The 12,182-nt window shown below is 55.2% G+C and carries 9 protein-coding genes and 2 tRNA genes; 10 read left to right on the top strand and 1 reads right to left on the bottom strand.

Translation table 11 applies throughout. From position 1 onward, the window contains the following. The first annotated feature begins 118 nt into the window (after positions 1–118). From ihfB to BM155_RS13765, 7 genes are all read left to right on the top strand, one after another. Positions 119–427 carry an integration host factor subunit beta gene (gene ihfB, locus BM155_RS13795; protein WP_067152868.1) on the top strand — a complete coding sequence of 103 codons (309 nt, stop codon included), beginning with the start codon at positions 119–121 and terminating at the stop codon, positions 425–427. Between the two features lie 57 nt (positions 428–484). After that, a complete protein-coding gene (locus BM155_RS13790; RefSeq protein ID WP_231902487.1) occupies positions 485–793 on the top strand; it encodes a lipopolysaccharide assembly protein LapA domain-containing protein in 309 nt (102 codons plus the stop codon). Further along, on the top strand, positions 794–1,984 hold the full coding sequence (lapB, locus tag BM155_RS13785; protein WP_067152870.1) for a lipopolysaccharide assembly protein LapB: 1,191 nt from the start codon (positions 794–796) through the stop codon (positions 1,982–1,984). A 69-nt stretch (positions 1,985–2,053) separates the two neighbouring features. Beyond that, the gene (gene pyrF, locus BM155_RS13780) at positions 2,054–2,782 is read left to right on the top strand and encodes an orotidine-5'-phosphate decarboxylase (protein WP_067152872.1); all 729 of its coding nucleotides are present in this window, start codon (positions 2,054–2,056) and stop codon (positions 2,780–2,782) included. Positions 2,783–3,091: 309 nt separating this feature from the next. Beyond that, positions 3,092–4,018, top strand: a complete 927-nt coding sequence (locus BM155_RS13775) for an NAD-dependent epimerase/dehydratase family protein (RefSeq protein WP_074903742.1) — start codon at positions 3,092–3,094, stop codon at positions 4,016–4,018. Continuing rightward, positions 4,015–4,905: an MraY family glycosyltransferase gene (locus tag BM155_RS13770; protein ID WP_067152876.1), complete on the top strand. Its 891-nt coding sequence runs from the start codon at positions 4,015–4,017 to the stop codon at positions 4,903–4,905. The genes BM155_RS13775 and BM155_RS13770 overlap by 4 nt, the downstream gene beginning before the upstream one ends. 62 nt (positions 4,906–4,967) lie before the next feature. Beyond that, positions 4,968–6,920, top strand: a complete 1,953-nt coding sequence (locus tag BM155_RS13765) for a polysaccharide biosynthesis protein (RefSeq protein WP_139223274.1) — start codon at positions 4,968–4,970, stop codon at positions 6,918–6,920. A 431-nt stretch (positions 6,921–7,351) separates the two neighbouring features. Here the strand turns inward: BM155_RS13765 and BM155_RS13760 are convergent. Next, a tRNA-Asn gene (locus BM155_RS13760) sits at positions 7,352–7,427 on the bottom strand. Between the two features lie 249 nt (positions 7,428–7,676). Here BM155_RS13760 and uvrB point away from each other — a divergent pair. From uvrB to thrS, 3 genes are all read left to right on the top strand, one after another. Next, positions 7,677–9,689, top strand: a complete 2,013-nt coding sequence (uvrB, locus tag BM155_RS13755) for an excinuclease ABC subunit UvrB (RefSeq protein ID WP_074903740.1) — start codon at positions 7,677–7,679, stop codon at positions 9,687–9,689. A 372-nt stretch (positions 9,690–10,061) separates the two neighbouring features. Next, positions 10,062–10,138 (top strand) — tRNA-Val (locus tag BM155_RS13750). Between the two features lie 94 nt (positions 10,139–10,232). Continuing rightward, on the top strand, positions 10,233–12,164 hold the full coding sequence (gene thrS / locus BM155_RS13745; protein WP_074903738.1) for a threonine--tRNA ligase: 1,932 nt from the start codon (positions 10,233–10,235) through the stop codon (positions 12,162–12,164). Positions 12,165–12,182: the final 18 nt, after the last annotated feature.

The raw sequence follows: 12,182 nt of genomic DNA, 5'->3' as shown, positions 1-12,182 counted from the left end.
TGGCTAATAGCTCTGGGTAATATGAAAGCCGGACCGGGGTTGCCCAGTCCGGCTTTCTATTAGATGATTGCCGCCTTAAGCTAGAATAATCAAGCACTTACAAAAGGTTGTGGGGCACATGACCAAATCTGAACTGATCGAAAGGATTGCGTTGCGGTTAGATCAGCTGCCGGTCAAGGATGTCGAGCTGGCGGTCAAGGTAATGCTGGATACCATGTCAGATGTACTGGCTCGGGGGGAGCGGATTGAAATCCGCGGCTTTGGCAGCTTTTCCCTGCACTATCGCGCGCCGAGAACCGGCCGCAACCCCAAGACCGGGGATGCAGTGGCTCTCGCGGGTAAGTATGTGCCTCATTTCAAACCGGGGAAAGAGTTACGCGACAGAGTCAACCGGAGTATGCACGGCGAAACCGAGACCGAAGTATGATTGGGCCAGTCGTGCGATTGTCGCTTTAACCACTCCCTGCGGAACGCGGAGGTTCCCTTGTCTTTTCTGCGCTGGCTGATGCGTCTCATCTATGGGCTGTTGGCCCTCCTGTGTATTGTTGCCGGAGTTTATTTCGCGGCGGACAACCCGGATGTCATCGCTCCCAGGCTTGCGGGCTTCGCCCTGCCTGAAGGGGGTGTTGGCTTCTGGTTGATCGGCTTTCTGCTGATTGGCCTTCTGCTGGGCTTCGTGGCCAGCCTGTTGCCTTTTTATGCCGAGCGGCGACGGGCGCGCGGATTGGAACGGCAGTTGCAGCGACTGGAGCGGGAACTGCACACGGTGCGACGCCAAGTGTCCGGAGACTGAATGGCCGATCTCACGTTTTTCTTTTTTCTGCTCGCCGCCGTTGCCATAGGCTGGTGGCTCGGGCGGTCCAGCACCAGGAAGAATGCGGAGCGCAGTCAACAACAGCGGGCATTGGCGCATTCCTATGCCCAGGGCCTCAACTACCTGTTGAGCGAGCGTCACGACGACGCTATTGATAAGTTTATTGACTCGCTCGAAGTCAGCAGCGCCACCTTCGACACCCATTTGGCTCTCGGCAATTTGCTGCGCAAACGCGGTGAGTACGATCAGGCCATTCGTGTGCATCAGAACCTTCTCGCCCGGCCCAGTTTGGCCCGCCAGAGTCAGCAAAAGGCACAGCTGGAATTGGCGCGGGACTACATTGCTGCTGGTTGGCTGGATCGGGCTGAACGTTTGCTCCAGGAGCTGGTGGAGACGTCCCCAGAGTTGCGTAATACCAGCCTTGAACACTTAGTGGAGGTATATCGCGACGAGCGGGAGTGGGCCAAGGCAATTCACGCGGTAAATTTACTACACGGCCGCCGTTTCAAACGTCTCTCGCCGGAGTGGGCGCCTGTTCAAGCACATTTCTGCTGTGAGCTCGCGCAGGAGGCAATCAACAGTAAGGACTATCTGAGCGCGCGCCGGCATATTGATGCGGCACTTGGTTATGATCGCAATTCAGTGCGGGCCAATTTGCTTTGGGGCAATTTGGAGCATTTGCTCAACCGGCCTCGCGAGGCGATAAAGGTGCTTCAGAGGATCCCCAAGCAGAATCCGGATTATATTCCCGAGATTCTCAAGTTGTTGATTGCCTGTTACGAGCAGGTGGGGGATGAAAAAGGGTTGGATCGCTACCTGGAATCCCTGTTGCGCGAGCATCCGTCCAACAGTGTGCTCATCGCCCTAACAGAGCGTATTCAACATCAGCAGAGTGAGGCGGCCGCAGCCGCCTTTATGGGCAAGCAGTTGGCGCTGCGCCCGTCACTGCGTGGCCTGGGTTATTTCCTCGATTTGCATATTGACAGTACCCAGGGACGCGCGCGGGAGAATCTGTCCCTATTGAAAACACTGATCGATCAGTTGATCGCCAGTCGCCCTCAGTACCGCTGTAGCAATTGCGGTTTCTCCGGTAATCAACTCCACTGGCTATGTCCCAGCTGTAAGCACTGGGACTCTGTACGGTCAGTAAAAGGGGTGGAAGGCGAGTGAGCGGTACATTGCGCCATTGAATTTGATGATAAACAGCGTGCGTATTGCGCATCTCTGAGAGGTACTGTTTTGCAATCCCGAAATTCGTTTAGTCACGTTTCTTCTCCCGTCATCGTCGCGCTGGACTATGACACGGCTGCAGCTGCGCTGGGTATGGTGGATCAGTTGGATCCCGCCCTGTGCCGTGTAAAAGTGGGGAAGGAACTTTTTACCTCCGCTGGCCCTGGACTTGTGCGAGATATAGTGAAGCGCGGCTTCCAGGTTTTTCTCGATCTCAAGTTTCACGATATCCCCAATACTGTCGCTGCGGCAGTCAGGGCCGCGGCTGAACTGGGTGTTTGGATGGTCAACGTCCACGCCAGTGGTGGCGCGCGAATGATGAGTGCCGCTGTGGACGCTCTGCAGTCATTCGGTGACAGCAAGCCACTGTTGATCGGTGTAACCGTGTTGACGAGCACAGCACCGGAAGAGCTGTCTGCGGTTGGTGTTACCCGACCACTGGAAGAGCAGGTATTAGCCCTGGCCGATCTGGCAAAAAGCAGTGGCTTGGATGGTGTCGTCTGCTCCGCGCGCGAGGCACAAGCACTGAAGCGGCAATGCGGAGATGGATTTGCGCTGGTTACACCGGGGATCCGTCCAGCCGGAGCTGCCGCTGATGATCAGCGGCGTATTGTGACACCAGCTCAAGCGTTAGCCTGGGGGGCGGATTATCTGGTCATTGGTAGACCGATTACCGCTGCGGCAGATCCCATGATGGCCTTGCGGAATATCCTGGCTGAGCTCGGTGAAAAAAAATAGGGAACTCTTTTTTGTGTAACACCGTGTAATCAACTGAGGAACAAATTAGCGCTCAAATCTGATAAAGTGTCGCGGCTTTGAGGTAATCGTTTTTCCCGGCCGAAAATAATCGAAAACAGTGGGGCGGCTGTGGAGCTATGAGTTTTGATTGTGAATCATAAGCCCTTCATTGCCTTGCTTTCTTATTTCGGGTTGGCAGTTGCCGATAAGTTGCAGTGGGAGTGAGGTAGGGCCAGTACGGCACCTTAGGGCTTTTTTCTGTACAGGTGAGAAATTCGCATTATAAGGATTTGTTGGGGAAAATAGAAAATGGCGCGCTGGGTTGTGGTTGGCGGTACAGGCTATATTGGAAGGGCATTGTGCCGCCGCCTGAATTCAAGCGGTTGGCGGGTTTTATCTGTATCACGTGCGCCTGATGGCCCTGTAGGCTGTAAGCATTTATCTCTACAGCTGTCACCTGGCAGCGACTTTTCACATATTTTTCAAGCGGGGGATCGTGTTGTTTATGCCGCCGGGTTGGCAAGCCGCGCAGAGTGTGAACGCCATCCGAGACAGGCTTATTGGCTCAATAGCGACTGCCCCTTAATGTTGCTGCGCTGTGCTGAGCGCGCTGGCGCGGAGTCCTTTACTTATATTTCCAGTGTCAAGGCGAAGCGTCCGCCCAGGGGGCGAGTAGCAGGTGAAGACGATGGTGTGCCGGCCACCGATGTGTATGGCCATAGTAAATGGCTCGGCGAGCGATTACTGCTTGCTGAGCTTGGCAATTGCCGTGTCAACCTGATCCGCTCCGCATCCGTTTACGGTATTGATACGGGGGGCAGAGGTTCCCGAGGGAGGGCCGGGCGCTGGCTTGGACTTTTGGGATTTGTCGGAAACATTGCGCCGCTACTTCCCGCCAGTGGCCGGCGCAGTTTTATCAGCCTTTCAGACCTGGTTCAGGCTATTGTCCTACTGGCGGAGGCGCAGCACTGTAATCGGCAAGTGTTTATTGCCGCGGAGCCCACTTTTTATGACTTGGCAGCTATTGTGAGCGCGATCCGCGGTGCCCGTGTGCGAGCCAGTTCTCGCCTGATGCGGCTATTGCTCGCGGCGGCGCGCCCATTGCGTCGGCTGCCAATTGCGCGGACCCTGCTTGAGCTTGAGGAGAGCGAGCTGTATAGCGCTGCCCGGTTGCGCAAAGCACTGCGGTGGCGTGCGGAAGAGCGTTACTGCCACTTTTTGCGGAGTATTTCGTGACAGTGTTTATGGTGGAGTGGATTGTCGCGGTGTTGGCGGGGGCGACGGTGAGTTACGGCCTGACCGCTGTATTGTTGTCTCGTATGGGTGATTTGGCTCTGGATCTGCCCAATCACCGTTCTATGCACCAAACGCCGGTGCCGCGTACAGGTGGCTGGGCGCTGATAGCAGGTTGTGCGGTCGCGTTGGCGATAAGCCCTGCATCCATGCCAATGCCGCTGCTGTCTGGGTTTGCTCTGCTTCTGGCTGTGTCTGTAATCGACGATCTGCGTAATGTCGCCGTGCCAGTACGTTTTGCCGTGCATTTGCTGGCAGTGGCCCTGGTGCTTTTGTCGCTGTCGGGGAGCCTTTCCTGGTGGTGGTATCCCCTGTTGTTGCTGGGCGGCGTGTGGATGGTCAATCTGTACAATTTTATGGATGGTATGGACGGCCTTGCAGGTAGCATGACGGCGGTCGGTTTTGGCGCCCTGGGGCTGGTGGCTGCTTGGCGGGGGCAGGAAGAGCTGGCGGGAGTCTGCGCATTGCTGGTGGTCTCCGCATTGGTTTTTTTGCGCTACAACTGGCCTGAGGCTCGTATTTTTCTCGGGGATGCGGGTTCTACATCGCTTGGTCTGGCCGCGGTTGCCGTCAGCCTGCTCGGTTGGCAAAAGGGGGCTTTCGGCCTGTTGGTGCCAGTTGTAATCTTTGCTCCATTCTGGCTGGATGCCTCTCTCACCTTGATGCGGCGTATTATTTCGGGAAAACGCTGGTGGGAGCCCCATCGCGAACATATTTATCAGCGTAGTGCCCTTCGAATAGGGGTTAAAAAGACCCTTTATTGGCAGCTGGGATTAATGTTGGCCGCATCTATACTTGCATTTTCGCTGGTCTGGCTTGGTATGGCGTAGTGGGGATAAAGCCGCGATGGGGGAGAGTCCCCCGCGGTTGGGAATAATTTTGGGGGGATCTAGTGATACGCATCTGGCGGGCGGTGCAAAAACACCATAAGCCATTTTTGATGCTGCTGTTCGACCAGTTGATGTTGAGCCTCGCTTTTTTTGTGGCTATGGCTATTCGTCTCAACGGGTTGTCCCCGCTATTTGAAGTGGAAGTGCTGCTCTGTCTGGTGCTTACACTGGGGTCCAGCAGTTTTATCTTTCTGCGCTTGGGGCTGTACCGTACCGTTATTCGGTATATGGGGCAGCAGGCCATTGTGGCGGTATTGCAGGGGGTTACAGCCTCTGCTGTGGTACTGGCGGTGGCCTCCTACCTGACCTTTGCTGGCGTGCCGCGTTCGGTGCCGGTGATTTATTGGTGCTTTGCGCTTATTGCTGTGGGCGGTTCCCGCTGGCTAGTACGAATTTATTATCAGATGGCACTGGAGATCCACAAGACCCGCGTCGCTATTTACGGCGCTGGTACTGCCGGCCTTCAAATGTACAAGGCACTAATTCACGGTGAGATCTACAAGCCGGTGGCCTTTTTCGACGACAATGCTTCCAAGCAGAACACCTTGATAGATGGTGTACTTGTCTACAATCCGGCCAATATCCTCGAAGTCGTTGCCGAACGGGATATTGCTGAGGTGCTCCTGGCGATGCCAGGTGTACCTAAGCGCCGTCGCCGGGAGATCACCCGTGGGCTGCGCGAGCGCGGCCTAGTGGTAAAAGTAATACCAGGGGTTGAGGAGCTGGTCGATGGTGCTGGCCGGGTGGCGGATGTCTCGCAAATCTACGAGAACATCCTTGGCCGTGCACCGGTGGAGCCGGAAAAGAAGCTGATCGCCGGCTCCATCAGTGGCAAGGTGGTTCTGGTCACTGGTGCCGGCGGTTCCATTGGCTCGGAGCTGTGTCGGCAGATCGCACACTGGGGGCCCGCGCATCTGGTGATGGTGGAAAACTCCGAATATGCCCTTTATCAAATTGAGCGTGAGCTCGAACAGCAGCAGCAGGACGAAGGGCAGCCGTTAAAAGTGACAGCTTTGCTTGGCGATGTGCGCGACCGCACGCGAATGGCGGAAATTATTGAAAGCTTTTCTGTCAACACTATTTATCACGCGGCGGCATACAAGCATGTGCCACTGGTGGAACAGAATGTGGTGCTAGGCGCCGATAACAATGTGCTTGGGACTCTGTCCGTGCTCGAGGCTGCAGAGGCTTATGGGGTGGAGCAGTTCGTGCTTATTTCCACGGATAAGGCCGTGCGCCCGACCAATGTAATGGGGGCGACCAAGCGTTTTGCCGAATTGGTCTGCCAGGATTTTGGTCGGCGCTTTGCAAAGACTCGTGTGTGCATGGTGCGTTTCGGCAATGTGTTAGGATCTTCCGGGTCTGTTATCCCGCTATTTACAGATCAGATTAACGCTGGTGGTCCGGTCACCGTTACCCACCCCAAGGTCACCCGCTATTTTATGACTATTCCCGAGGCCGCTCAGTTGGTGCTGCAAGCCGGAAGCATGGGGCGTAACGGCGAGGTCTTTGTTTTGGATATGGGCGAGCCGGTACGCATTTACGATCTGGCCAAGCGCCTGATCCAGATTATGGGGCACACCGTGCGGGATGAGGAAAATCCTGACGGTGATATTGAAATTCAAATTACCGGTCTGCGACCGGGTGAGAAACTCTACGAAGAGCTGCTGCTCGGTGACAATGTCTCCGGCACGGACCACCCTATGATTATGCGTGCCGAGGAAGAGCGGCTTTCCAGTGATCGTTTGCAAATATTGGTCGGGGAGTTGCGGGAGGCTTGTAGCCGGCACGACTGCGAGCAGGTACACCGGATTCTGCGGGAAGCGGTAAAAGACTACGCACCCAAGCAAAACTTGGTGGATGTGGTTTGGGAGCAGAAGCGGGAGAGGCAGACTCGGGCCAAGGTGGGGCAGGTAGAGCGCTTGCCGCTGCCGACGGATGGTGCGCGGCGCTGATAAACCTCTAAGGAACCTCTGATTAATTCGCGTGAACACAATGGTAGGTTCCGGGGCGCTCAGGCAGTAGGACGGATATTTCGAAAACGCACGAGTACTTCCCTGTAGCTCCGCCGGATACCGCCTTGTATCCGATTGCTTCGAAATGGCCGTCCTATCGCCTGAGCTTCACATCCGCCCCCGAAGAACCTCTGCCACCAGGAAATGAATTAATTAGAGGCCCCCTAATTCCTATTTATATAGGGGAAGGCCATCGATAGAGCCTCGAGCGGATTAAACCGCGCGTCTCCCTCCACTTTTTATTCTGATGCGAAAGCCCCCTGTACCTCAGCGGGGCTTTTTATTTTCTGCGAGTGGGCAACAGACTGGGTTGCTTTTTCAGCCGCAATACAATAAAAAAGGCCCTCGGCTTTCGCCGGGGCCTTTCTGTTTGGCTCCGCCTGCTGGGCTCGAACCAGCGACCCAGTGATTAACAGTCACTTGCTCTACCAACTGAGCTAAGGCGGAATATCTTTGCGGCCGTTGCCGTTCAGATGGCGCGTATAGTATAGGCGCTTTCTCTGTTGGTCAACCCTTTTTTTTCACTTTAACTTATTGATTTGCCAGTAATTTAATTTCTGCCCTCCGGCTGTCTAAAAAAGCGGCGCAGGATCGTTGGTTGAGCGAATTCTACTGACGTTGTGCGGGCATTTGTGGTGGCCATGGCGACAACCTACAATCGCGGATTGCCTTTAAACTCTAGTCGGCAGTGAGATTATGGAGTCTCGTCCTTTTCAGGTGATATGTAAGTACAGCCCGGCAGGCGACCAGCCAGCCGCGATAGAGCAGTTGGTTGAGGGAGTGGAGGATGGCTTCAGCCACCAGACCCTGTTGGGGGTGACCGGTTCTGGTAAAACTTTCACTATGGCCAATGTCATCGAGCGGTTACAGCGTCCGGCCATCATAATGGCGCATAACAAGACGCTGGCGGCACAGCTATACGGTGAGTTCAAGGAGTTCTTCCCCAAGAACGCGGTGGAGTACTTTGTTTCTTACTATGACTACTATCAGCCGGAAGCCTATGTGCCCTCGTCTGACACCTTCATTGAGAAGGATGCCTCGGTCAACGAACACATTGAGCAAATGCGCCTATCCGCGACCAAGGCTTTGATTGAGCGCCGCGATGTCATTGTGGTGGCGACTGTCTCGGCCATATACGGCCTGGGGGATCCGGATAAGTATTTGAAAATGGTGTTGCACCTGGATCGGGGAGATCTTGTGGATCAGCGCACCATCCTGCGCCGACTGGCAGAACTGCAGTACACGCGTAACGATGCGGATTTTCGCCGGGCCACCTACCGTGTGAGAGGTGACATTATTGATATTTACCCGGCGGATTCGGACTTGGAGGCGGTGCGCCTGTCTCTGTTCGACGAGGAAATTGAAGAGATCACTCTGTTTGATCCGCTTACTGGCGAGCTCCTGAAAAAGGTGCCCAGAATCACTATTTTCCCCAAGTCGCACTATGTAACGCCGAGGGAAACCATTCTCAACGCCATGGAGCAGATAAAGGCGGAGTTGCACGAGCGTCTTGCCCAGTTGCGCGATAACGGCAAGCTGTTGGAGGCTCAGCGTCTGGAGCAGCGCACCAAATACGATTTGGAAATGATGCAGGAATTGGGTTATTGCAATGGGGTGGAAAACTACTCCCGCTACCTCTCCGGCCGTGACGCCGGTCAGCCGCCTCCGACTCTGTTTGACTATCTGCCCCATGACGCTCTGTTGTTTATTGATGAGAGTCACGTCACAGTGCCGCAAATCGGGGGCATGTACCGAGGGGATAGGTCGCGCAAGGAAACACTGGTGGAGTACGGCTTCCGTCTGCCGTCGGCATTGGATAACCGCCCGCTGAAGTTTGAGGAATGGGAGCGGCTGGCACCGCAGACTATTTTTGTTTCCGCTACTCCAGGGCCCTATGAAGAAGAGCATGCCGGGCAAGTGGTCGAGCAGGTGGTGCGTCCCACCGGCCTGGTGGACCCGGAGGTAGAGGTGCGTCCCGCTTCGACCCAGGTGGACGATGTGCTGTCGGAAATACACCGCTGTGTGGATGCCGATCAGCGAGTGCTTATCACTGTGCTTACCAAGCGGATGGCGGAGGATTTAACCGAATATCTGGACGAAAACGGAGTGCGGGTGCGCTACCTGCACTCGGACATCGATACGGTGGAGCGCGTTGAGATAATCCGCGATCTGCGTATCGGTGAGTTCGATGTACTGGTGGGAATCAACCTACTTCGCGAAGGGTTGGATATGCCCGAGGTGGCCCTTGTGGCTATTTTTGATGCCGACAAGGAGGGTTTCCTGCGTTCAGACCGTTCGCTGATTCAGACCATAGGTCGCGCGGCGCGGAATCTCGAGGGGCGGGCTATCCTGTACGCGGACAAGGTTACAGACTCGATGCGGCGCGCTATGGAGGAAACCCAGCGTCGCCGTGACAAGCAGCTGCAGTTCAATGTGGAGCACGGCATCTCTCCTCGGGGAATCCGCAAAAGTGTGGTCGATATCATGGAGGGTGCGGTGGCGCCGGGTGTGCCCAAGTCGAAACGCAAGGTGGCAGAGAAAAAGGGTGTGTTCAAAGTGGACAGGCAGCCGCTGTCTGACAAGCAGCGTTGGATGCGGATCGAGGCGCTGGAAGAGCAGATGTATCAACATGCCAAAAATCTCGAATTTGAAGCGGCCGCCAAGCTGCGTGACGAAATTGCCCGCCTCAAAGAGGGTGGGGAGGCTTGATTGGTTTGGTCACCTAAGGAACCTCTTAATTCGCGTGAACGCTTGGGTTAGTTCCGTGGCGCTCAGGCAATAGGATGGCCATTTCGAAAACGCACGAGTACTTCCCTGTAGCTCCGACGGATACATCCCTGTATCCGACGGTTTCGAAATGGCCATCCTATCACCTGAGCTTCTCATCTAGGGCCAAAGAATTTTTACCGTCAGGAAGCGAATTAATCAGAGGTTCCCTAACAAGAAAGAGGTGCCGATTCTGGTCGCGGCGTTTTTTTTGATTTTGGTGTTCACTAAGTTGTTGAAAACCTTAAGGTTGGGTGCTAAAGTTCGCGCTCCTTGCAGCAAGGGTCTCCCGCTGCAATTTTTAAAAGCTATTGCAGACCCGTAGCTCAGTTGGTTAGAGCGCTGCCTTGACATGGCAGAGGTCAGCGGTTCAAGTCCGCTCGGGTCTACCATCTTCGCAGTGCTTCCGCCAGATGTGGAAGCCCCGCAATATTCAAATTGGTTCATGCGGTCTTTGGTAGGGATCGCCACTGATAAGGAAGTACAATGCCTGTTGTTACGCTCCCCGACGGCGCCCGCCGCGAATACCCTAACCCTGTTTCCGTTAGTCAAGTTGCTGCCGATATTGGTCCTGGTTTGGCCAAAGCTGCACTAGCCGGTGTGGTGGATGGCAAGGAAGTCGATACCAGCTATGTTATTGACCGGGATGTGGAACTGGCCATTATCACTGATCGGCAGCCGGAAGGCCTGGAAATTATCCGGCACTCCACAGCGCACCTGCTGGCGCAGGCAGTGAAGCAGCTGTATCCGACAGCCCAAGTCACCATTGGCCCAGTGATAGAAGATGGCTTCTATTACGACTTTGCCTATGAGCGCCAGTTCACGCCGGAAGATTTGGAGAAGATCGAGAAGCGCATGGAGGAGCTGGCAAAGGAAGACATTCCGGTCAGCCGCCGGCTGATGCCGCGTGAAGAAGCGGTCGAATACTTCCGCGGTATGGGAGAGGAGTACAAGGCGAAGATTATTGCCGATATTCCAAGTGAAGAGGATATCTCTCTCTACCGCCAGGGCGATTTCGAAGACCTGTGCCGCGGCCCGCATGTGCCCTCTACTGGTCGCCTCAAGGCCTTTAAGTTAACTAAAGTTGCCGGTGCGTATTGGCGCGGGGATGCGAACAATGAGATGTTAACCCGTGTCTATGGGACAGCCTGGGCAAACAAGAAGGATCTCAAAGCATATCTGCGCCGTATTGAAGAGGCGGAGAAGCGTGACCACCGCAAGTTGGCGAAAAAATACGACCTCTTTCATATCCAGGAAGAGGCGCCCGGTATGGTTTTCTGGCACCCGAACGGCTGGACCATCTACAGTACTATTGAACAGTACATGCGTCGCCGTCAGAGGGAATATGGCTACAAGGAAATCAAGACCCCGCAGTTGGTGGATTTTACCCTGTGGCGCAAGTCCGGCCATGCGGACAAATTTGCTGACGACATGTTCTCCCTCACCAGTGAGGAGCGCCAGTTCGCAATAAAGCCGATGAACTGCCCCTGCCATGTCCAGGTGTTCAATCAGGGGTTGCGCAGTTACCGCGACCTGCCTCTGCGTCTGGCAGAGTTCGGTTCTTGTCACCGCAGCGAGCCGTCCGGCTCGCTGCACGGTCTGATGCGGGTGCGTGGTTTTGTTCAAGATGACGGCCATATCTTCTGCACCGAAGAGCAGATCCAGTCAGAAGTGTCCGCGTTTATGGACCTGCTGCATTCTGTGTATAAGGACTTCGGATTCGAGGAAGTTATTTACCGCCTGTCTACCCGCCCGGAACAGAGGGTTGGTTCCGACGAGAGCTGGGACAAAGCGGAGAAGGCGCTTGCTGATGCGCTGGACGCTGCGGGCCTGCCCTGGGAGGAATTGCCGGGTGAGGGCGCCTTCTATGGTCCCAAGATAGAGTTCTCTTTGAAGGACTGCCTTGGACGAGTCTGGCAGTGTGGCACCATACAGGTGGATTTTTCCATGCCCGGTCGTCTGGATGCTCAGTATGTGGCGGAAGATGGTTCGCGGCAGACGCCGGTAATGTTGCACCGGGCTGCATTGGGCTCCTTTGAGCGCTTTATCGGTATATTGATTGAGCACTACGAAGGCGCTTTCCCCACTTGGCTGGCTCCCCAGCAGGTGGCAATACTGAATATCACGGACCGCCAGGCGGACTATTGCTGTGATCTGGAGGCGCAACTCGGGGCCCTCCAATACCGAGCCGCAGCCGACTTGAGAAACGAAAAGATCGGCTTTAAAATCCGCGAGCACACGCTGCAGCGTGTTCCTTATCTGCTTGTGATCGGCGATAAGGAAGTGGAGAACCAAACAGTCGCCGTGCGGACACGCAGTGGGGAAGATCTGGGAACTATGACGTTCGAGTCATTCCTGGAGATCCTCAAGCAGGACGTGGATCGCCGCGGCCGTGTGTCTATTGGTTCTCAGAAGTGAAACTGACAGGAGACGACA

The sequence above is a fragment of the Microbulbifer thermotolerans genome (assembly GCF_900112305.1).
In the GTDB taxonomy this organism is placed as follows: domain Bacteria; phylum Pseudomonadota; class Gammaproteobacteria; order Pseudomonadales; family Cellvibrionaceae; genus Microbulbifer; species Microbulbifer thermotolerans.
The sequence above is the reverse complement of the archived record's forward strand: the minus strand, read 5'-3'. Positions and strand labels throughout refer to the sequence as shown.

Bases quoted from the DNA above. Each gene is read 5' to 3' on its own strand.
- uvrB (WP_074903740.1), top strand. From the start codon at position 7,677: ATGGAGTCTCGTCCTTTTCAGGTGATATGTAAGTACAGCCCGGCAGGC.
- lapB (WP_067152870.1), top strand. From the start codon at position 794: ATGGCCGATCTCACGTTTTTCTTTTTTCTGCTCGCCGCCGTTGCCATA.
- thrS (WP_074903738.1), top strand. From the start codon at position 10,233: ATGCCTGTTGTTACGCTCCCCGACGGCGCCCGCCGCGAATACCCTAAC.
- BM155_RS13775 (WP_074903742.1), top strand. From the start codon at position 3,092: ATGGCGCGCTGGGTTGTGGTTGGCGGTACAGGCTATATTGGAAGGGCA.
- ihfB (WP_067152868.1), top strand. From the start codon at position 119: ATGACCAAATCTGAACTGATCGAAAGGATTGCGTTGCGGTTAGATCAG.